19 protein-coding genes are annotated in these 20,022 nt (G+C 64.6%); 6 read left to right on the plus strand and 13 right to left on the minus strand.

All coding sequences use genetic code 11. From position 1 onward, the window contains the following. Positions 1-10: 10 nt before the first annotated feature. Positions 11-1,045, minus strand: a complete 1,035-nt coding sequence (locus ACVWZ7_RS14105; protein WP_456508232.1) for a LacI family DNA-binding transcriptional regulator — start codon at positions 1,043-1,045, stop codon at positions 11-13. A 240-nt stretch (positions 1,046-1,285) separates the two neighbouring features. Here ACVWZ7_RS14105 and ACVWZ7_RS14110 point away from each other — a divergent pair, with 240 nt between their 5' ends. The 4 genes from ACVWZ7_RS14110 to ACVWZ7_RS14125 all read left to right on the plus strand — a co-directional run bounded on the left by ACVWZ7_RS14110 (position 1,286) and on the right by ACVWZ7_RS14125 (position 6,645). Further along, complete coding sequence (locus tag ACVWZ7_RS14110) at positions 1,286-2,641, plus strand: NAD(P)H-dependent oxidoreductase (protein ID WP_456508233.1); 1,356 nt, start codon at positions 1,286-1,288, stop codon at positions 2,639-2,641. Positions 2,642-2,701: 60 nt separating this feature from the next. Next, complete coding sequence (locus tag ACVWZ7_RS14115) at positions 2,702-3,736, plus strand: DctP family TRAP transporter solute-binding subunit (protein ID WP_456508234.1); 1,035 nt, start codon at positions 2,702-2,704, stop codon at positions 3,734-3,736. Between the two features lie 80 nt (positions 3,737-3,816). Continuing rightward, positions 3,817-5,736: a TRAP transporter large permease gene (locus ACVWZ7_RS14120; RefSeq protein WP_456508235.1), complete on the plus strand. Its 1,920-nt coding sequence runs from the start codon at positions 3,817-3,819 to the stop codon at positions 5,734-5,736. Between the two features lie 18 nt (positions 5,737-5,754). Then, complete coding sequence (locus ACVWZ7_RS14125; protein WP_456508236.1) at positions 5,755-6,645, plus strand: NAD(P)-dependent oxidoreductase; 891 nt, start codon at positions 5,755-5,757, stop codon at positions 6,643-6,645. Positions 6,646-6,689: 44 nt separating this feature from the next. Here the strand turns inward: ACVWZ7_RS14125 and ACVWZ7_RS14130 are convergent, their stop codons facing one another. Together ACVWZ7_RS14130 and ACVWZ7_RS14135 are read right to left on the minus strand one after the other, a co-directional pair. Next, complete coding sequence (locus tag ACVWZ7_RS14130; RefSeq protein ID WP_456508237.1) at positions 6,690-8,717, minus strand: glycosyltransferase family 2 protein; 2,028 nt, start codon at positions 8,715-8,717, stop codon at positions 6,690-6,692. Between the two features lie 213 nt (positions 8,718-8,930). Next, positions 8,931-9,164: a hypothetical protein gene (locus ACVWZ7_RS14135; RefSeq protein ID WP_456508238.1), complete on the minus strand. Its 234-nt coding sequence runs from the start codon at positions 9,162-9,164 to the stop codon at positions 8,931-8,933. A 259-nt stretch (positions 9,165-9,423) separates the two neighbouring features. Here ACVWZ7_RS14135 and ACVWZ7_RS14140 point away from each other — a divergent pair, with 259 nt between their 5' ends. Then, the gene (locus ACVWZ7_RS14140; RefSeq protein WP_456508239.1) at positions 9,424-10,029 is read left to right on the plus strand and encodes a DnaJ family domain-containing protein; all 606 of its coding nucleotides are present in this window, start codon (positions 9,424-9,426) and stop codon (positions 10,027-10,029) included. On the opposite strand, the gene ACVWZ7_RS14145 is transcribed toward ACVWZ7_RS14140, so the two are convergent. Together ACVWZ7_RS14145 and arfB are read right to left on the minus strand one after the other, a co-directional pair. Then, a complete protein-coding gene (locus ACVWZ7_RS14145) occupies positions 10,026-10,355 on the minus strand; it encodes a substrate-binding domain-containing protein (protein ID WP_456508240.1) in 330 nt (109 codons plus the stop codon). The two genes, ACVWZ7_RS14140 and ACVWZ7_RS14145, sit on opposite strands and share 4 nt — an antisense overlap. Before the next feature lie 53 nt (positions 10,356-10,408). After that, a complete protein-coding gene (gene arfB, locus ACVWZ7_RS14150; protein ID WP_456508241.1) occupies positions 10,409-10,831 on the minus strand; it encodes an alternative ribosome rescue aminoacyl-tRNA hydrolase ArfB in 423 nt (140 codons plus the stop codon). A 378-nt stretch (positions 10,832-11,209) separates the two neighbouring features. On the opposite strand from arfB, the gene ACVWZ7_RS14155 reads away from it, so the two are divergent. After that, entirely contained in the window at positions 11,210-11,896 is a 687-nt protein-coding gene (locus ACVWZ7_RS14155; protein WP_344367150.1) for an HAD family hydrolase, read from the plus strand. 131 nt (positions 11,897-12,027) lie between these two features. On the opposite strand, the gene ACVWZ7_RS14160 is transcribed toward ACVWZ7_RS14155, so the two are convergent. Genes ACVWZ7_RS14160 through ACVWZ7_RS14195 form a run of 8 tightly spaced genes read right to left on the minus strand, consistent with a single transcriptional unit; the run spans position 12,028 to position 20,019 of the window. After that, positions 12,028-12,948 carry a MurR/RpiR family transcriptional regulator gene (locus ACVWZ7_RS14160; protein ID WP_344366820.1) on the minus strand — a complete coding sequence of 307 codons (921 nt, stop codon included), beginning with the start codon at positions 12,946-12,948 and terminating at the stop codon, positions 12,028-12,030. 21 nt (positions 12,949-12,969) lie between these two features. After that, positions 12,970-13,923, minus strand: coding sequence for a phosphoglycerate dehydrogenase (locus ACVWZ7_RS14165; protein WP_456508242.1), 954 nt, complete (start codon positions 13,921-13,923; stop codon positions 12,970-12,972). A gap of 5 nt (positions 13,924-13,928) precedes the next feature. Next, positions 13,929-14,519, minus strand: a complete 591-nt coding sequence (locus ACVWZ7_RS14170; RefSeq protein ID WP_344366816.1) for a glucose-6-phosphate isomerase — start codon at positions 14,517-14,519, stop codon at positions 13,929-13,931. Then, positions 14,516-15,478 carry a shikimate dehydrogenase family protein gene (locus ACVWZ7_RS14175; protein WP_456508243.1) on the minus strand — a complete coding sequence of 321 codons (963 nt, stop codon included), beginning with the start codon at positions 15,476-15,478 and terminating at the stop codon, positions 14,516-14,518. Before ACVWZ7_RS14175 ends, ACVWZ7_RS14170 begins: the two co-directional genes overlap by 4 nt. Positions 15,479-15,487: 9 nt before the next feature. Beyond that, positions 15,488-17,017, minus strand: a complete 1,530-nt coding sequence (gene glpK, locus ACVWZ7_RS14180; protein WP_344366811.1) for a glycerol kinase GlpK — start codon at positions 17,015-17,017, stop codon at positions 15,488-15,490. A gap of 42 nt (positions 17,018-17,059) precedes the next feature. After that, positions 17,060-18,109 (minus strand): zinc-dependent dehydrogenase, encoded by a 1,050-nt coding sequence (locus ACVWZ7_RS14185; protein WP_456508244.1) that lies wholly within the window; start codon positions 18,107-18,109, stop codon positions 17,060-17,062. Next, positions 18,106-19,173: a galactitol-1-phosphate 5-dehydrogenase gene (locus ACVWZ7_RS14190; protein ID WP_456508245.1), complete on the minus strand. Its 1,068-nt coding sequence runs from the start codon at positions 19,171-19,173 to the stop codon at positions 18,106-18,108. The genes ACVWZ7_RS14185 and ACVWZ7_RS14190 overlap by 4 nt, the downstream gene beginning before the upstream one ends. A gap of 6 nt (positions 19,174-19,179) precedes the next feature. Further along, positions 19,180-20,019, minus strand: coding sequence for an SDR family oxidoreductase (locus ACVWZ7_RS14195; protein ID WP_091253117.1), 840 nt, complete (start codon positions 20,017-20,019; stop codon positions 19,180-19,182). Positions 20,020-20,022: the final 3 nt, after the last annotated feature.

Here is a 20,022-nt window from a genome sequence, read left to right on the forward strand (position 1 = left end):
GATGTGGTTCTTAGCGGGTAGCGGTCTGGGCGAGCGGGGCACAGCTATTGCGCGGCAGGAAGTCGGCCTTGACCTCGATAAGCCGGGGCCCTTCCGGCAGCTTGCCCTGCATGCGTCCAAGCACGAGTTCGAGCGCATGGACGGCGAGCATGTCCAGCGGCTGGCGGATCACGCTCAGCGGCGGGGTCATTAGTTCTGTCCACGGATTGTCATCGAAGACGATCACCGAGAGGTCGTCGGGAATGCGGACCCCCTTCTGGACAAGCCGCCGCACCGAGCTCTGCACCTGGGCCGTGTTGGCGACGATGAGGGCCGTGGGCGGCTGCGGCATGGCAAGAAGGGAACCGACGGCATCGCCGCCGGCATCCCCGCGGAAGGGGACGTCGCGGATGAGCAGGGGGTCAACCGGCAGCGAAGCGGTCTCGTGCGCCGCCCGGTAACCGCTGATCCTGGCCCGGCCCGTTGACGTGCTCAGTGGCCCCGTAACGAGGGCGATCCGGGTATGGCCGAGGCCGATCAGGTACTCGGTGGAGCGCCGGGCGGAGTCAAAGTTTTCAATGCTGACGACGTCGACATTGCCGAGTTCTTCGATGGTGCGGTCAACGAACACCACATTCACGCCGAGGTCCTGCAGGCGCGCCCATTTCTCAATGTTGCCGCCCGTGGGAGTGGCAATGACGCCGCTTACGGACCGGTCCAGCAGGGTATCCAGCGATTCCGCCTCCAGGTGCGGATCCTCCTGGGTGGTCATCAGGACAACCTGCACGCCGTGGCTGCGGGCCTCCCAGACGATGCGGTCGGCCAGGCGGGCGAAGAACGGGTTGGAAAGGTCGGTGACAACGAGCCCGATCGTGAGGGCATGGCCCCCGCTGAGCTCGCGGGCCGCTGCCCGGGGGCGGTAGCCCAGCTCGTCGATGACCCGGACGACTTCCTGTCGCTTTGCTGGTGCAACGGGCCCGGAATCCGGGTTCAGCACCCGGGACACGACCGAGACCGAGACTCCCGCAGCCGCCGCGACATCGCGAATGGTTGGGGCCTTCTTCACCGCTCCTCCTTGAGGGAAATCCTAGGCAGTAGTTCGTACACAGCGTCTCCGGTCGAACGCCATGAGCTGGCGGAAGACGTTTCGTTTGGATCCGTTGACACAGCTTAGCACCGGGTGGTACAAAAGTGGAACCGGTTCCACTTCGGGTAAATTTCAAGCCAAACCGCGACAAGGAAGTTGTGCCATCCGCTACGGCGGGAGGGTGTCACTTCGCTTCGCACCCCTACCAGAGAGACTCCAGTGAATCTTCACAAACTCCTCACCGACCGTGAACAGGAAGGCCGCCCCATCCGGGTCGGCCTGATCGGCGCCGGCCGCTACGGCACCATGTACCTTGCCCAGGCCAACAACATCCCCGGCATCCACGTCGTCGCCATCGCGGACATCAACGTCAAACGCGCCGAAGGCGCCTTCGCGCTGGTCGACTGGCCCGCAGAGCAGATCGCCCCCGACATCGCCACGGCGCTCACAAACCGCACGACGGCGATTGTTGCCAACGCGGACGAGCTGTTCGACGTCGACATCGACGTGATCGTCGAGGCTACCGGCAACCCGATCGTGGGGATCAAGCACGCGCTCCGCGCCATTGAAACCAGGAAGCACATCATCATGGTGACGGTCGAGGCCGATGCCCTGGCAGGCCCCGCCCTGGCCAAACGGGCCGAAGCCGCCGGTGTCGTCTATTCGATGGCCTACGGCGACCAGCCCGCCCTCATCATGGAGCTGGTGGACTGGGCCCGCACCAGCGGGTTTGACGTGGTCTGTGCAGGCAAGGGCGCCAAGTACCTTGAGCACTATCACGAAATGAACCCCGACAACGTCTGGGAAAACTGGGAATTCTCGAAGGAGCTCACCGACTCCGGGCAGCTGAACCCTTACATGCACACGTCCTTCCGGGACGGGACCAAGGCGGCAATCGAAATGGCCGCCGTGGCCAACGGCGCCGGGCTCGAACCGTCCGATGCCGGGCTGAGCTTTACGCCGGGCAACGTCGAGGAAATCGCCACAATCTGCCGTCCCAGCGATGTCGGCGGGGCACTGGCCCACGAGGGAAGCGTCGATGTCATGTCCAGCGTCAACCGCGACGGCAGCTGGATCAGCCACAACACCCAGGAGGGTGTCTTCGTCGTCGTGAAAGCCACGAACGGCTACGTTTCCGGCTGCTTCAACGAGTACCCCTGGCACCCGGACCCCACCGGCCAGTACGCGGCCCTGTACCGCCCGTACCACTACGTCGGCCTCGAACTCAACGTCTCCATCGCCAATGCCGCCCTCCGGGGGATCGCCACGGGTTCGCCCATCGGATTCTTCGGTGACGTCGTCGCGACGGCGAAGAAGGACCTCAAAGCCGGCGAATTCCTCGACGGCGAAGGCGGCTTCACAGTCTGGGGCAAGCTCGTTTCGGCCAAGCACTCGGTGGCCACCGGCGCCCTCCCGGTTGCGCTGGCCCACCACGTCGAACTGCGTAACGACGTCGCCAAGGGCGACATTGTCCGCTGGGACGATGTCATCATTGACGACTCCCTGTCCCAGGCTCTTGAGCTGCGCCGCGAAACAGAGGCGTTCATCGCCGAAACCGCTGCCGTAGGGGCCTGACTCACTCCCTGATTGCTTCCGTACGCCGGATCACATCCTTCCAATGAAGAAAGGCATCGCATGAATACGAAGACCCGCGCCATCACCGGAGTCCTGGCCTGCAGCCTGGCAGCCTCCGTCCTTGCCGGCTGTGCCGCCGGAGCATCCGGCGGAGGGCAGGCCGGACCGGTCGCCAAGATCCAGTTGTCGATTCCGGACCCGCTCACATCCTCTGTGGGAGTCTCGGCCCAGCACTTCGCCGACCAGGTGAAGAAGACGTCCAACGGTTCCGTCGCCGTCACGGTGGTTCCCAACGGCACAAGCTTCAGCGGGGACCAGAACGCCGCCGTGACCAGGCTGCAGGGCGGCTCCCTGGACGCCCTGATCCTGTCCACCTCGGTGTATGCCTCGGTGGTGCCGGAAATGAATGCCATCAGCATCCCGTACCTGTTCAAGGACACCAAGGAGGAAGCGGCCTTCCTTGACGGCAAGCCCGGCCAGGCCCTGAAGGACAAGCTGGCCAAGAAGGACACCGTCGCCCTGAGCTTCCTGACCCGGACCGGCCGCGAGATCACCAACTCGGTCCGTCCCATCGAGAAGCCCGCGGACCTGAAGGGCCTGAAAATCCGGGTACCCGGGAACACGCTCTGGACCGACTTCTTCGGCAAGCTGGGCGCCAGCCCCACCACCATGGCCTTCTCCGAGGTCTTCACCGGTCTCCAGACCGGAACGATCGACGGGCAGGAAAACCCGATCGAAGTGCCCTGGACCAACAAGTTCTCCGAAGTGCAGAAGTACGTCTCGCTGACCAACCACATCAACGACGCCTGGGTCCTGGCCCTGTCGTCGAAGAAGTGGGAGTCGCTCAGCGCCGACCAGCAGAAGGCCCTCACCGACGCGTCGGCGGAAACCGCAACGTTCAAGACCGGTTACGACGCCGAACAGTCCAAGAAGCAGCTGGACGAACTCGCTGCCAAGGGCATGAAGACCAACGAGATCACTGCCACCGGCCTCGAGGAGTTCAAGGCCGCCTCAAAGAGTCTGTATCCGGAGTTTTCCCAGCTCATCGGCAAGGAATTCTTCGATCAGGCGATCGCCTTCACCACCTCTAGCTAGTCCCGCAGGGGCGGGAGCGTCTTCCCGGCCTCCCGCCCCTGCCCGCCCTCCCGCTCTCAATGTCGACAGTCTGGAAGAACATGAAACACGCCCTCGCTCCCGAGGAACTCGAGGAGGTCATTCCGTCTGACGCGGAAGAGATCCTGCACCACGGTCACGTCGCTTCGCGCTGGAGCGGGGGACTCTGGTTCGACAGAACACTGGAGTGGATCGTGGGCGCGGCGATCCTCGCCGAGCTCCTGGTCATCCTGCTGAACATCATGGTCAGGCTCGTCACCGGCGACTCCGTGCTCTGGACCCAGGAAGTATCCGAGATAGCACTCCTGACGATTGCCTTCATCGGCGGAGCGATCGCCTATCCCAAGGGCGCGCACATGTCGGTGCAGGCACTCATCATGCGCCTGCCCGCGGGGTGGAAGCCCTATCTGGCGGCCTTGATCGACTGGCTCGTCTTCGTCATGAGCGCCGGCGCATTCACCCTCTTCGTGCCGACCCTCGCCCAGCAGATCGACGAAAAGACGCCGATCCTGCAGCTGCCCGTGTTCTGGGTTTCGATGCCTTTCTCTGCCGGCATGGTGCTCATCGCATGGTTCGCGCTCGTCAAGCTCTGGCGGCAGGAACGCCGTCCCGTTCTGGTTGCCGCCGGGATCGCCGCGGCGATGGTCGCCGTCGTTCTCCTGGCCCCGCCCCTTTTCTACTACGCATCGCCGAACGTCCTCCTCGGCGTGGTGCTCGCAGTGCTGTTCCTGCTGCTCTTCCTGGGTCTCCCGATCGCCTTTGTCCTGGCCCTGGCGTCCGGAATCTACCTCTACCTCGGCGGCATTTCCGATGTCAGCGCCATCCCGATCGGAATGGCCTCAGGCGCCAAGGGGTTCGTGCTGCTGGCCATCCCGTTCTTCATCCTCGCCGGCACGGTCATGAACTCCGCCGGCCTCACCCTGCCGCTGGCCAAGCTCGTTGACGCCCTCATCGGCCATCTGCGCGGCGGCCTGCTGCAGGTGGTCGTCGTCACCATGTACATCTTCTCCGGCATCTCCGGATCCAAAGTCGCCGACGTCGCCGCCGTGGGCACCACGATGCGCGGCATGCTGGAGGAACGCAAATACCCGCGCGGCGAGGTGGTCGCTGTCCTATCGGCGTCGGCCATCATGGGCGAAACGATCCCGCCCAGCATCGTGCTGCTAGTTCTCGGTTCCATCACGACCATCTCCACCACCACCCTGTTCCTGGCCGGGTTCATTCCCGCGGCGTTCCTGGCGCTCGTCGTCATGGGCCTCGTGTTCCTGCGGGCCCGCAAGCAGGGCGGCGTCGCCAGCCCCAAGGCCACCTGGCGCGCACGCGGCTCGGCGACATTCTTCGCGCTGCCAACTCTCCTCCTGCCGGTCGGCATGGTGGCGGGCATCCTCACCGGTTTCGCGACCCCGACGGAGGTCTCCTCTGTCGCGGTGGCCTACGCGTTCGTCCTGGCCGCCGCCTACCGCCGCGGCAGCAAGAAACTCCTCGGTGACACCTTGCGTGAAACGACGACGACGGCGGGCATGGTGCTCTTCATCATCGCCGCGGCCTCGCCCCTGGCCCAGACCCTCGCACTCGCCGGCGTCTCGCAGCAGATCCACGACCTCATGTCCGGACTCGGCGACTCCCCGGTCCTGTTCATGCTGTTCACGGTGATCCTGCTCATCATCATGGGCCAGCTGCTCGAGGGGCTGCCGGCAGTACTCATCTTTGCCCCGCTGCTGCTGCCGATCGCCACGGACTTCGGCGTCAACCCGGTCCAGTACGCCATGGTCCTCATCATCTCCATGGGCATCGGCTCGTTCGCTCCTCCGGCGGGCGTCGGCTTCTACGTCGCCTGCGCCACCGCCCGCGAAACCGTGGAAAACAGCCTCAAGCACTTCTGGCCCTACCTGGCGGCCCTGTTCATCGGGCTCCTCGTGCTGGCCGCGGTTCCCTGGTTCAGCACCTTCCTCCCCGCCCTCGCCGGGCTCATCCCCTTCTAAGCCAGGAGACCGCAAACAATGAAGGTTACTTCCACCGGACTGCCCACGTCAGTGGCCCTGCTGGGAACAGGTCCCATGGGCGCCCCGATCGCCCGGAACATCATCGCCGCGGCCGTCCCCCTGACGCTTTGGAACCGCACGGCGCACAAGGCCGAGGCCATCGCCGGCGGCCGCGTTGCCGCCTCCCCGGCGGATGCGGCCAGCGACGTGGTGCTGACCGTGCTGCCCGACCTCCCGAATGTTCAGCGGCTCCTGGAAGGACAGGACGGGCTCCTGGCCGCGTGGAAGGCTGCCGGGATCGTCAACCCCGTACTGGTCATCCATGGCACGGTCTCGCCTGTAGCCGTCGCGGCCTTCGCCGCCGAATGCCAGCGCGAACACGGGGTGACGGTCATTGATGCACCGCTCAGCGGCGGCACCATCGGCGCCGAAGAGGGCCGGCTAAGCACCATGATTGGCGGACCCCGCCACGTTGTGGAGCAGCTCACGCCGCTCTTCCGGCTATACAGCTCCACGGTCGCCTGGTTCGGCGACACCGGTGCCGGATCGACCGTCAAGGCCTGCAACCAGATCGTCGTTGCCGCCACCGTCACCGCGCTGGCAGAAGCCATGGCGCTCGCCGAAGCCTCCGGGCTGGATCTTGAACGGGTCCAGTCAATCCTGGCCGGAGGACTCGCGAACTCCGAGGTGCTCCGGCAAAAAGGGCAGCGGTGGATTGACACCGACTTCGCAGGCGGCGGATCGGCCAAGAACCAGCTCAAAGACCTCGGATTCATCGCTGAGGTCGCCGCGGGGGCGGGCCTGAACTTGCCCCTCGCCGGAAGCCTCCTGACGGCGTTTCAGGCGATGGTCTCCGCGGGCCACGGCGACCTGGACCACACGGGCATCTACCTCGGCCTCCGTGGCTGACCCGGTGGCGGCGTCGGCGACCTACCTCGGAGGGCCCGCGATCCTCAGCGGCCCCGGAGCGACGCCGCGGCCGGAACACCCGGCGGGAATTCGGGCAGCGCCCCTGCGGGAGTGTGGAAGATCCACAACGAGAGCGCACGGTAGGCGGCCCAGTCGTCGTCGGCCGCCCGCAGAGACGCGGTCTGGGATCCGTCCTGCTGCTCGGTGGTCCGGATGACCTGCAGCTGGACCGGCGCGGCTTCGGGGAGCCGGAGTGTGACCAGGCCCGAGGCCGGCAGCGTTCCATGCGGGAACCTTACGGCCGCGCCGCCGACGGAGATGTCCAGTAGCTCGCCGCGGACACCCTCGGCCTCCACGGGCGCCTTCACTTCAATCCGGTGCGCGTTGCGGCGGGACGTGGCGAATTCGGCGGCCCGGATCCGCCGGGTGCCGAGGACCAGGACCGCGCCGGCGAGCACCAGCCAGGCGCCAGAGGCCACCGTGGAACCGGGCGTCGTGCGCCAGGGAACCAGGCCGGCCAGCCCGGCGGCGGCGTACAGAATGACCGCGGTGATGAGAACCACCATCACGATCAGAATCCGCGGCGTCCGGCCGCGGAGCCGCGAATCCGCGGCGCCCTTGGGCGTGACCTGGAACTCCAGGACGTTCCGGGACATGAGCCACCAGAGGCACGCCAAGCCAACCGGGACGCGGAAGATCCGCAGGGCGAAGGCCGTGGGCCAATGGATTTCGTTGCGCATGAGCTGCTTGGAGCCCCACAGCCGCACGGTGAACATGACCAGGAAGACCCCGGTGAACAGCAGCGGACCGGCGGTGGAGGTCTGAGCCCCGGACAGCATGATCAGCACCGGAATCAGGAAGGCCACCAGTGTGGCGATGCCCTCCAGCCACCACAGCGTGCCGTTGAGGTACTCGTGGTAGTTCCGCCACGACATCCAACCCTTGGCCGCCCACAGTTTCTCGTGGACCAGGATCTGCATCGCGCCCATGCCCCAGCGCCGCCGCTGCAGCAGGTACTGGTCCGGCGTCGCCGGCGCCAGCCCGACGGCGAGGGTCTGGTGGTGGTACACGGTCCGCCAGCCGCGCCGGATGAGTTTGAGTGTGGTGTGCATGTCCTCGGTGATGGTTTCGGTGGCCACACCGCCCACCTCTTCCAGGGCGCTCATCCGCAACAACGACGTCGACCCGCACCAGAAGGGCCCGGCGCCGGGAACGTTGCGGGAGGCCATGAGGACGTTGAAGAAGGTGCCCTGCTCGCCGGTGATGCCGTCGTCGTCGAACGCGCCGCCGTTGTAGAAGGACTGCGGACCCTGGATCAGGGCGATCTCCGGATCCTCGAACCAGCCCAGCGTGGCGGTGAGGAAGGTGGGCAGCGGGACGTGGTCGCAGTCCAGCACCGCGATGATGTCGATGCCCGGGCCGCCTGCGCCCTTTTCCGCGGCCATCAGGCCCAGCGCGTGGTTCATGTTGCCGGCCTTGGCGTGGTCGTGGACGTCTCGGCGGACGTAGCGGGCGCCGTAGGCGGCGCACATTTCCTCAACCCAGGGCCGGTCGCCGTCGTCGAGGACCCAGGTCTCATGGTCCGGGGCGAGCTCGCAGGCCGCGGCCACCGTGGGCGTCAGCACCTCGATGGGCTCGTTGTACGTGGGGATCAGGACTGCGACCCGCATGCCGTTGGGGGCCTCGGTCACCGGCGCCGGCGGATGGCTGTCGATGTTCCACACGGACCACGCCTTCAGGATGAGGCCGGCCAGCGGGAGGGCCTCGAAGGTCACCAGCATCCAGGCGATGGTCAGGTTCCATTCGCCGGACGGCATCGTGAACAGCACACGCCATGTCAGGTACAGGACCAGGGCCGCGATCGCGGCAAGGCCGCCAAGATGGGCCAGCCGCCGGGACCGGGGCGCTTCCGGCCCGGGAGGTCCCAGACGGGCAGCCCAGCCGGCAATGCCCGCGCGGGTCAGCGCCGTGGCGTCAAGTTGTGCGGGCCGCGGCGCCGCAGAAGTCTTGTCGGCCGACAGTCCCTCAGCCGATGCGCTTTCGGCGCGCTGCCGTAGATCCTCACGAGACACGTGATCTCCCTCAGCTAGATCCGGTGCTCAAGTCCGATCATCGTAGCCGCGGAGTGCCCCGCGTCGCCGGGGCTGGCGTAATACTTGCACAAAACTGCGCCCGGGGTGCTGTTTGGGTGGCGCCAGGAGCCATCACCGCATGTTAATGCGCCGGAACCCGCTGCACAGGCGCCCAGTGCGCTGCGGTTTGGTGCGCTGGCTTAGTGCACTGGTTTAGTGCACGGCGATGTTGTCCGCGTCCCCAGGGCCGACGAACTTGCACGAGCCCGGATGCCGCACGGGCAACGTGCAGGTGCGCCCGGTGGGCAAGTGGACATTGGCGCACCGTCCTGCCAGGGCCACATCTTCCCGGACATGCGTGACGTGCGTGCTGCTCAGATCCCGGGTTCCTTCCTCACTGCTGGCGGGCTGGGGGCTTCCGGACGGACGGCGCTCTTGGCTGTTCACGGCTGCAACTCCTCGGGATCTGTTCTGCAGGAAAGATGGGAAGGATGCTTAGTTTCCGAAGTCCCCAGCCTTGCACGGTTGGGTTAACACCGGGTTACGGGGGCGTTAGGGTCCCGTCTCGGCTGTGGACTGCGGGCGGCCCCGGGGCGCAGGGAGTTCGGCAATCCAATCGCCTGCCAACCCTTTCGCCGGGGCCAGGCTGTTCCTCATACTGGGAAGGCAGATCCGCGATTCCGGCAGGCGAGGACGGTGGTGGCTGATGAGCAGCGGGGTGAGCGGGTCCAGCAGCGCGTTCCGGCGCCGGGTGGAGCGCGCGGCGGAACTTCGTGGCGTGCGGGCCTCCGGCAGCACGGCCCAGGAGAATGATGCGCTGAACGCCGCCGAGGAGGAACTCCGGCAGAAACGGGCCAAGATTGACGACGCCGCCAAGGCCGAGTACCTGATCCGCGACGCCATGGCGCAGGGCAAGTTCGACAACCTCAAGTACGCCGGTAAACCCATCCCGGGCCTGGGGGAGGTGTACGACCCCGACTGGTGGGTTAAGGGCCTGATCCAGCGGGAGAATATCTCCGGCCTGGGCCCGAAGGCGATCCTGCTCCGCACCGAGGACGCCGAACTCGATGCCCGGCTCGATGCCCAGTTCGGCGAGAAGCAGGTGCGCGAGATGGTGGAGGACTTCAACGCTCGGGTCATCGATGCCCGGCGGCAGCTTCAGGGCGGCCCGCCGGTGATCACCAAGACGCGCGACGTCGACGTCGAACTGGACCGCTGGCGGGGGCGCCGGGCTGCCGCGGCCGCCGCTGCTCCCACCGAGCCGGAACCGGCCCAGTCCTGGTGGCGGCGGCTCTGGAACGGCTCCGCTTAGGCGCTGTCCGGGGGATGCCCCGTGGAACCCCGCACCACCAGCTGCGTCGGAACGAGATGCAGCCGCTGCGGAAGATCCCGGGTTTCCCGCCGTTCAAGGATGTACCTGCCTGCCTGCAGGCCCACGGCGAAGTTGCCGTTGTCCACCGAGGTTAGGGACAGGTGGCGGATGCGGGCGAGGTACGTGTTGTCGTAGCCGACCAGCGAGAGGTCGCCCGGCACCGTCAGGCCCTGGTCGGCGGCGGCCGAGAGCGCGCCAATGCAGGAGAGGTCGTTGAACGCAAAAATCGCGGTGGGCCGCTGCGGTCCGGCCAGCAGGCGGCGCACGTCGGCCCACCTTGTTGTCGGTGTAGGCATCGACGAGCACGGGAGAGACCCCGTTATTCGGCGGACGGGCGCCTGCGCTGCTGTTTCGTCGCGGCCCGCTGTTCCTTGGCGGCCAGGCGCCGGCGGTTCGAGCCCCGCGTGGGTTTGGTCGCCCGGCGTCGAGCAGCATCGGGGGCAAGGCCCTCTGCCACGAGTGCTGCGAGCTTGGCCAATGCAATCTCGCGATTGCGCAGCTGGGAGCGCCGCTCGGAGGCGGTCACGGTGATCACCCCGGCGATGAGCCGCGGTCCGAGACGCGTGACCAGCCGCAGCCGTTGGCCCTCCGACAGCGCCGCTGAGGCGGCGACGTTCCATGAGAGTTCGACGCGGCTGTCCGAGGTATTGACGTGTTGACCGCCAGGCCCGGACGAACGCGAGAATCTCCAGCCGAGTTCCGACGCGGGAATCGTGAGCGCGGGCGACACCTCCAGATCCATGCACCTAGCGTTGCACGATCTGTGTGTAATCTGCCGCCGCCCCCGCGGGGGCTCAAGCGCAACTTTCCCAGGCGGGTGCCCGTCCGTACGCTGACCTCGCGGAGAACGATGCCGTCATTCGATGTGGTCCGAGCATATGCCATATGGGCCATGCAATTTATGGTCGGCCTTCGAAATTCGATCCGGACGCGATTCGCAGGGTTCAGGCACGGATGGAACACGTCAAGAGACATTCCGGCGAGGCGAAACGCCGGAGGAAGTGGAGCAATTGTGAAGCCTTCATGGGCCCATGGCGGTGCATTTTGTTAGTATCTCTAGGTGCTAGATGATGCGTGCGGCCGTCGTCCCGACGGGGCGGTCAGTGCCGCGCGTCGCGCACTGTACGGACGGGCAGCCCGTTCAGATTTTCCACGGACTTTTGGCGACTGGCAGCCCCGCGCAGTGGTTTTCGACTGCGATGGGCTACTGATGGATACCGAATCCCTTTGGATTCAAACCCAGCGTCTTGTCAGCGAAAGCCATGGCGTCCTCTTCGACGCCGACTTGCAGCACCGTCTCGTTGGCCTCCCCGCCAGCCGAATAGGGCCGTTGATTGCCTCTCGTGCGGGACAGGACCCGGGATTACTTGTTGAACAATTACTCCAGGTCAATATGGCCATGGTGGCTCAATCTGCCGTGCCGATGCCGGGTGCGCGATCCTTCGTCGCGGCGGTCTCCTCGCGAGTCCCGGTGGCAGTGGCCAGCAATTCCGCCCGGCGCATCTTGGATCAGACGCTGCTTCGTGGCGCGTTCGACGGGGGGTTCAGCGTCACGATTTCCGCAGACGAAGTCGCCAATCCGAAACCGGAACCGGACGTGTATCTGGCCGCCGTGGACGCCCTGAATTTATGTCCGGAGGATTGCCTGGCTTTCGAAGACTCCGAGGCCGGGGCCTCCGCCGCGCGCTCCGCGGGGATGAAAGTCATCGCAATACCCGCTTCGCCGGACCAGAAACCAATGGCTGACCTGACGCGCGAATCTCTGGAAGCAACCGACCTTCTGAACTGGGTGGAGGGCTGGGCCTGAGAGAAGGTCCTGCCGGCTCTTCAAGATCCGGCCTGGTGCCGGCACCGCACCCGAGTCGCGAGACGCCGGCACTGCATGAGTGCAGATTCCCGTCTGCGATCCATTTCCGTCGTCCGAGGCGTCCAAAGGAACTAATGTGGAGATATCGGGGGGCTGCTTCGTGATTGGCGAATTGCGCCTTGGTACGTCTGCCTGAGGTGTTCGACGGTGGCATCATAATGCCGGCTCGCGTAGGCGGCGTACAGAATATCGATTACCAGCAGCTGACCCCATTTGCTCGTTACGGATTCTCCGTAGAGTTCCCCGCCGCTGGGAACAGTGGCGGTGTATAAGAGAACATCCGCGTATTCGTGCAGCGGGGAACCCTCGGTGCCGGTGATGGCAATAGTCGCCGCCCCGCGTTTTTGGGCCAAGTGCATCGCGTCGATGATGGGGGTACTTTGGCCGGAGTCGCTGATTCCGATCAGCAAATCTCCGGGCTCGATGATGGCCGCCAACATGACCTGGATCGTCGTGTCCCGGTACAACATGCACTTCTTGCCGGCCCGGGTGAAGCGCATGACAGCTTCCTCAGCCGCGATGCTGGATGATCCCATGCAGCAGAAGATCACGGTGTTGGAGGCGTCGATGATGTCGACCGCGCGCTCGATGGACTTAATATCTTGTCGGTTCGCGGTCCGTCTGAGGGACTGTATGCTGCTTCGTTCGACCTTCCCGGCGATATCTTCTGTTGAGTCTCCGCGGTTGACGCCTTCGTAAACGACCTCCGAATTCGTTGACTGTGCGCCGCTTGCAGCTTTGGAGATGAAGGTAGCTTCGGCCAGGCCGAGCATCATGGATTTGTAACCATCGATGCCCAGTTCTTTCACGAACCTGGACACAGTCGATTCTCCGACGCCGGCAGCGAGGGCGAGTTCGGTGATGGTCATGGACTGGGCCTGCTCGGGGGACTTCAGCACTGCCTCGGCTACCAGACGAAGCGAGGGTGGCAGGTACGGCAACCGCCCCGATATTCGGTGCAGCAGTCCGCCTCCTGTAGAGGTCTCCGTCATTGTGCAATCTCCGGTCTAGGGCTATGTGGCCAGCGCGTTCAGCAGGTTTTCCACCGCGGCTTCGGTGGCTCGATCCACGCTTTCCCTAGTGTATCCACCGATGTGCGGGGTGGTGATGACCCTCGGATGCGAAATCAATTTGCTCGGTGCAGGCGGTTCCGCGCTAAATACGTCGGTGGCGAGAGTGTCCACCCGTCCGGAGTCCAGAGCTTGCAGCATTGCTGCGTCGTCTATGAGCGACGCCCTGGCAGTATTGATAACGATGGCGCCGTCCCGGAGCAGCCCGATCGCCTCGGCGCCAAGGACAGGGAGGCCTGCCGGCGGCATATGAAGCGATATGATCTGGCTTGCTGACAGGACAGTCTCCAATGGCGCCCAGGAGAAATCGGGAGACGGATTGAAGGATGCCAAGGGGTATTCATCGAACGCCAGCACTTTCATCCCCAGCCCCAAAGCCAGGGAGGCCACCCGGCGGCCTATCTGTCCGCACCCGATGACACCCAGAACCTGGCCGGAGATTTCGCGGCCCTGCCGGCGCTTCCAGTCCCCTGATTTCAGTTGCGTGTCATGCCAAGGGATACTGCGGCAGCTGGCCAGCATGAGCGCGATCGTTAGTTCCGCGACTCCCTGGGAATTTGTTCCCGGCGCCGTGACGACACTTATGCCAAGACGAGCAGCTGCCTCCTGGTCGATGGAGTCAACGCCCACGCCGTTCCGGGAGATGGCCCGAAGGTTCGGAAGTTCTTCCAGCAACGCGCCGGAAAGGACTTCGGTCCCGGCTAGATAGCCGACACAGTCACATAGGGAGGACCGGATTTGTTCCTCACTGGGTACGGCGCCGGGGGCCGGAAACACGAGATCGTATCCGGCGTCTTCCAGCAGCCTGAGGGCCGGGTGCCCCCCGCCCGAAAGTGAGCGGGGGGTCACTGCGATGCGGCCCTTCCGGCCGGTGGCTGTTGTTCCAGTTGGCGGCATGGAGCTCAGGCCTGCCAGCGGGGATTGTCAATGAACTCCGGCTTGCCGTCGCTTTCGACGCACAGCTTGCGGAATCCCTTGGTTTCGATTGTCCCGTAGTCGTGGCCGGCGTGTCCGGGGAAGGCGAAGAAAGTTACGAGCGGCTCGGTATCGGACACATTGATGCTGCGGTGGGCGTAGCGGCGCGGGACGTAGACCGCCTGGCCCGGGGTGAATTCGGCCGCCTGCCAGTCGCCTTCAGGGTTTTCCATAAGCATGTAACCGCGTCCGCTCAGGCAGTAGTAGATTTCCGCCGTGTCCAGGACTTCATGGAAGTGTCCCTTGGTCATGTGGTACTCATCGCCCACCTTTCCCGGATACGTGATGCTTGTTCCGTATGCCACGTCGCCGCTGGTGGATGGGACCCCCATGTCGAAGAACTCGTACACGAGCACGTCCTCCTTGGTGAGCTGAGCGGTGGCGGCCTCCTGGTCGGCGTACATCTCGGCCATGGCGGAGAGGCGGCGCTGCAGGGGGGCTTTGCTTTTTGACAGTCCGGTGACCACGTTGAAGTCGGTGACGACTGCTTCGACAGTCGTTGCGGGGGTGGTGTTCATGAGAGGTTCTCCTTCTGGGATACGGTGTGGGCAATATCGGAGAGGCGGTCAAAGTCCGCTCCCCGGGTGGGAATGTCGATGTTGAATACGTCGGCGATCACGCGGGTCCAGCCGTGGATGAAATACACCCAGCCGTCCTCCACCCGGACCTGTTGCTCCGGTTGTTGCGCCCGGGCCTGGTCCAGGAAGACCAGATCGCCGCGGTAGTTGAAATCCCAGGCGATGGCTCCCTGGGGGAAAGTGACACTGTCGGTCAGCGGCGAACCAGGACGGTCTTTGCCCAGTCCGGTGGCGTTGATGATCAGGGATCCGGGAGACGCGTTGGCAACGACGTCGTCGTTGGTCGATTCGTCCGTTGCCTGGACGTACGTGATCGGCAGCGTGCTGCTGATCCTGACGTGCATTTCCCGCATTTCCTCGAGCCGCAGACTCCGGCGGTTGGTGACAATGATTTTCTTGGGACCGGGGAGGCCAGCGGCGGCGCGCTGGTGCAGGTACAGGGTGAGTGCCAGGGAGGACCCGCCGGCGCCGAGCAATACCAGGTCTGCCGGCGAGTCTTTCCAGTAGTTTTCGGGAAGGATGGCTTCCAGAGACAGGCCGCTGGTGACGGCGTCCATGGCGTTGCCCCAGAGGCGCGGGGACCGTTTGCTGATGCTGCTGATCTCGTGCAAGAGCTGCGCATCGGGGCCAAAGTCGTCGAAGAGGTCGCGGGCAGCGCTGACAATGTCCAATTTGTGGGTCGTTACCAGTGCCCCGAGCGACATCGGGTCGGATTTCAGGAAACCGACGACGTCCCGGTAGGCCTCCCGTGGCGCGCCCAACGGCAGATCAATGCCTTTGAGGGTCGCATTCAGGCCGAGCTCTTTGGCCCAGGCCGGGAAGACTTTCATGATGGAGGATTTGTTCGTCGTGACACCGATGAAGTACATCGTCGGTTCGACGGCGGGCAGTAGCGTCACAGGGCGCTCCTAGAGTGTGGTGGTCGGTGGGGTGGTGGATTCGTGTTCTTCCCAGTCGCAGGCGCGGGCGACGGCCTTCTGCCAGCCGGCGTACAGGGCCGAGCGCTTTTCTTCTGACATGTCCGGAACAAAGGCCCGGTCGAGCGCAAACGTGTCCCGCAGTTCGTCCTGGCTGTTCCAAAATCCGCAGGCCAGGCCCGCGAGAAGCGCAGCACCTCGCGCGGTCGACTCCACCTGGCGTGGACGAAGGACCGGGACGTTCACCATGTCGGCCTGGAACTGCATGAGGAAGTTGTTGCGCACAGCCCCACCGTCGACCCGGATTTCCGAGACGGGGAGACCGGCGTCGGCTTCCATGCAATTAATCACGTCCTTGATCTGGAACGCGATGGATTCCAGGGTGGCCCGGATAATGTGGTTCCGGCTCGATCCCCTCGTCAGTCCGAGGATCGCCCCGCGGGCATACGGATCCCAGTAGGGTGCAGCCAGGCCGGTGAACGCGGGTACAACATACACCCCGCCGGAATCCTCGACCCGCATCGCAGCGTATTCGCTGTCGGCCGCGTCGTAGATGACCCGCAACTCATCCCGCAGCCATTGGATTGACGCCGCTGCCACGAAGATCAGTCCTTCGAGCGCATACTCGACCTTGCCGCCGATACCCCAGGCAATCGTGGTCAGCATGCCATTTGCCGAGCTGACGGGCTTGTCTCCGGTGTTCATGACCAGGCTGGCGCCCGTGCCGTAGGTGGCCTTGACCATTCCGCGGTCGAAACACGCCTGACCGAATAACGCTGCCTGTTGGTCGCCGATGGCCGCGGCGACCGGGATGTGGGCGCCGGCGAAGATTCCGTCGCAGGTGTATCCGTAGATCTCGCTGCTGGGACGCACTTCGGGAAGGATGAGCCGGGGTACGCCGATCTCGGTGAGCAGTTTGTCGTCCCAGTCCAGCGTGTTGATGTTGAACAGCATCGTCCGGGCAGCGTTGGAGTAGTCCGTGACGTGCGCTGCCCCGGCGGTCAGGTTCCAGATGAGCCAGCTATCGATGGTGCCGAAGCACAGTTCGCCGGCCTCTGCCCGGACTCGTGCACCAGGTACATGGTCCAGCATCCACGCAATCTTGGTACCGGAGAAGTAGGCGTCTATGACCAGGCCCGTTGTGGAGCGGACATGGTCCTCCAGGCCCTTCTCCTTTAGGCCGTCACACGCGCCTGCTGTTCGCCGGTCCTGCCAGACGATGGCGTTCATGATGGGTTTGCCGGTGCCCCGGTCCCAGATGACTGTTGTTTCGCGTTGGTTGGTCACGCCGATGGCACCGATGTCGTGCGGGTCGATGTTGGCCCCCAGTAGCGCGCGGCGGGCCACGGCGAGTTGGGTGTTCCAGATTTCCATGGGGTCGTGTTCCACCCACCCCGGCTTGGGGTATATCTGGGTGAATTCCTGGCTGGCTTCGCCTACGATCTCCACGTCTGAGTTGTAAATTATTGCCCGGATGCCGGTTGTCCCGGCATCCAGCGCCATGATGTACTTCGTCGTCATCGCCGATCCATTTCTGTGCGCGTTGCGGGTTGGTGCAACGCGTTAATTCGATTCGAAAAGGATCATGGCTTTCATCCCTTGGCCCGATCCTGCGTAGGCCATGGCCTTCTCGATGTCATCCAGTGTGAATGTCTGGCTGACCAGTGGCGAGAGGTCCAGGCGGCGCTCTCCGACGAGCCGAAGGGATTCGGCATAATCGGAGTTGCTTGACCCTGTCGTCCCCGTGAGTGTCAGGCCCTGGTAGTGGACCCTGTTGGTGTCCAGCGGCACGGTCTGTGCCTTACCGAGTCCTGCAAAGAAGTTCACGCGTCCGTGGGTGGCCAGCAGCTGGACCGCCTGCGCCTGCACTTCGGGTTTGGACACGCACGTCAGGGCAACGTCTATGCCACGGCCTCCGGTCTCTTCATCCACCACGGTGGCAAGGTCGCGTTCGGTGAGGTTGACCAGTACGTCTGCCCCGACGGATGCAGCGAAGTCCAGACGCGGCTGCCTGTTGTTTGAGACGATGATTTTCCGGGCACCGTAGAGTTTGCTCAGCATGACGTGGCAGGCGCCGATGGGTCCGGCGCCCATGATCAACACCGTGGTGCTGGGCCCCACGCCTAGCTTGCTGACAGCGTTGTAGCAGCACGAAAGTGGTTCCACTAGGGCCGCTTCTGCGTACGTCACGCTCCCGGGCAAGTGGAACACGTTGCCCCGGTTGATGGCGAAGCCGGGTATGCGCACGTATTCCTGGAAGCCGCCGTCCATGGTGATGCCGAAGGCTTCGTAGGAGGGACACATGTTATTCAAGCCCACGAGGCAGTTCGCGCATCGCCCGCAGCCGACGTTCGGCGTGACGCTGACCCGGTCACCCACGGCGTAGCCCACGACTTCACTGCCTGCCTCGGTGATTTCCCCGGCAAATTCGTGGCCGAGCACGCGTGGGGTCCCGTCCTGCAGTTTGAAGTGCCCGTTGGCGGCGATCCGCCGGTCAGTTCCGCAAATTGACGCTGCCTGGACTTTGATGACGATGTCGCTAACTCCCGCAATTGGCGTCGGGATTTCGTCGACTGTGATCTTGCCCGGGGAATGGAGGCGTGCTGCTTTCACTGGGTCCGCACCTCCGCCTGCGCCTCGTCCGAAACAGCGAAGAGCACTTTGTTGTACCAGATTGCCCGGTCGGTGAGCTTCCTGAATGTTGCGGGCGCCGCCTCGAGGGGCAGGACATGGCTGATCAGTTCGTCCACGTGGAGATCGCGGCCCAGATGGGCGATGACCATGTCCCATTCGCTGCGGCCCTTGGGCACAACTTTGGCGTTCCACGTCCCGTAGAGCCGCAATTCCCGCCGCAGGAGCGAGGAGACGGCGGCCTTGGACAGATGCAGGTCCCCGCTCAGGTCCCCGAGAAGGACCACCTGCCCCTGGACTGACGCTGCGTCGATCGCCTGGACCAGCGCGTTCGGATTTCCAGTCGCCTCGACGGCGATCTGCGGACCCCACCCGCCGGTGGCTGTCTTGGCAAGTTCGGCCGTGTCACCCGTTTTGGCATCGAGAGTCTCGAAGCCGAGGCCGGTCATGATCTCCAGCTTACGGTCGTCGATATCGGCCACCAGGACACGGGAACAGCCCAGAATCCGCAGCCACTGCGCGGCGAGGGCGCCGATGGGGCCGGCTCCAATCACCAGGGCCGTGGCATGGGTGGGGATCTCCACCTTCAGCATGGCGTGCAGGGCAACTCCGGCAGGTTCCACCATGGCCGCGTGGGTGAGGGGCATGTCGTTTGGAACGCGGAAGATGCTGCGCTCTGGCACCCACATCCTCTCGGACATGGCACCGTGCCTGCGGGAGCCGAAGTAGTCGTATCCGGTGCCCAGCGCATATTCGCCGATCTCGGACATCGGGTCATCGTGCCTGTGCAGCAGCGGAAAGACCGCCGCGCGGTCCCCCGGCGTAAGGCCGGGGCTGTGCGGGGCTTCCTCGACGATGGCCGAAAACTCATGTCCGAGCACCAGGGGGTAGTGATACGCCTTGCCGTGCCCGTAACGGAGCACATCGGATCCGCAGACTCCGACGGCGCCGACACGCACCAGCACGGGGTTGTCCCCGACCGGGTCTGGATCCGGGATGTCCGCGTATTCCAGATCGTTGAGTCCGTTAAGGATGGCAGCTTTCATGGTGTCTTAGACCTCCATGCCGTAGCGGTGGGCCTTATGCGTCGGGTAGAGCGCGATCTGCGGGATGGTGACGTCGGGGGTCCGCGTTGCCACGAACAGGGTGATTTCGGCGACGTTGTCCACCTCGATGCAGCTGGCGTGGATGCCTTCGTTGAGTTCCTTCTCGTCAAGCCAGCCGTCGATGTAGGCGGGGACGTCGCCGTCGTAGAGGCCCTTGTCGATGATTTCGGTCATCGGGGTCTTGACGTGGGACGGGTTGATGACGGTGACGCCGATCTTCTTGTCCTTGCCTTCGAGCAAGATGTTCTTGCTGAAGCCCATCAGGCCGTGCTTGGAGGCGCGGTACGGGCTGTGCCCGGGTCCCGACGCGACGCGCGCAGAGGACGAACCCATGTTGATGATGCGTCCGCCGTTTTCCTGCTTTTCCATGATCCTGAAGGCCTCCCGGCACATCAGGAACACGGCCGTCAGGTTCGGGGTCATCGTCTTGTTCCACTCGTCAAGGGTGACGTCCACTACCGGTGGGGCCAGGGAGTCGCGTCCGGCGCTGTTGACGATGAGGTCAACGCTGCCCCACGTGTTCTTGGCCCAGGCAAAGAGGTCGATGACGGACTGTTCGTCGGTGACGTCGGCGAGGATGGAGTGCACTTCTCCCCGGCCGTAGCCGCGGATGCTGGCGGTAACCTTTTCCAGTCGTTCTTCGTCGATGTCCACGAGCAGGACCTTGCTTTCGTTGGCGGCGAAGATCCGGGCAACGGCCTCGCCGATTCCGGACGCTGCTCCGCTGATGACGGCGACTTTGCCGGCCAAGGCAACTCCGGGCTGGGGGACGTATGTTTCGCTCATTTT

The organism is Arthrobacter sp. TE12232, from assembly GCF_054062615.1.

Coding starts and splice junctions, on each gene's coding strand:
- arfB (WP_456508241.1), bottom strand. CDS start 10,831: ATGGATCTGGAGGTGTCGCCCGCGCTCACGATTCCCGCGTCGGAACTC.
- ACVWZ7_RS14190 (WP_456508245.1), bottom strand. CDS start 19,173: ATGAAAGCTGCCATCCTTAACGGACTCAACGATCTGGAATACGCGGAC.
- ACVWZ7_RS14160 (WP_344366820.1), bottom strand. CDS start 12,948: ATGACGGAGACCTCTACAGGAGGCGGACTGCTGCACCGAATATCGGGG.
- ACVWZ7_RS14120 (WP_456508235.1), top strand. CDS start 3,817: ATGAAACACGCCCTCGCTCCCGAGGAACTCGAGGAGGTCATTCCGTCT.
- ACVWZ7_RS14115 (WP_456508234.1), top strand. CDS start 2,702: ATGAATACGAAGACCCGCGCCATCACCGGAGTCCTGGCCTGCAGCCTG.
- glpK (WP_344366811.1), bottom strand. CDS start 17,017: ATGACGACGAAGTACATCATGGCGCTGGATGCCGGGACAACCGGCATC.
- ACVWZ7_RS14165 (WP_456508242.1), bottom strand. CDS start 13,923: ATGCCGCCAACTGGAACAACAGCCACCGGCCGGAAGGGCCGCATCGCA.
- ACVWZ7_RS14140 (WP_456508239.1), top strand. CDS start 9,424: ATGAGCAGCGGGGTGAGCGGGTCCAGCAGCGCGTTCCGGCGCCGGGTG.
- ACVWZ7_RS14125 (WP_456508236.1), top strand. CDS start 5,755: ATGAAGGTTACTTCCACCGGACTGCCCACGTCAGTGGCCCTGCTGGGA.
- ACVWZ7_RS14195 (WP_091253117.1), bottom strand. CDS start 20,019: ATGAGCGAAACATACGTCCCCCAGCCCGGAGTTGCCTTGGCCGGCAAA.
- ACVWZ7_RS14170 (WP_344366816.1), bottom strand. CDS start 14,519: ATGAACACCACCCCCGCAACGACTGTCGAAGCAGTCGTCACCGACTTC.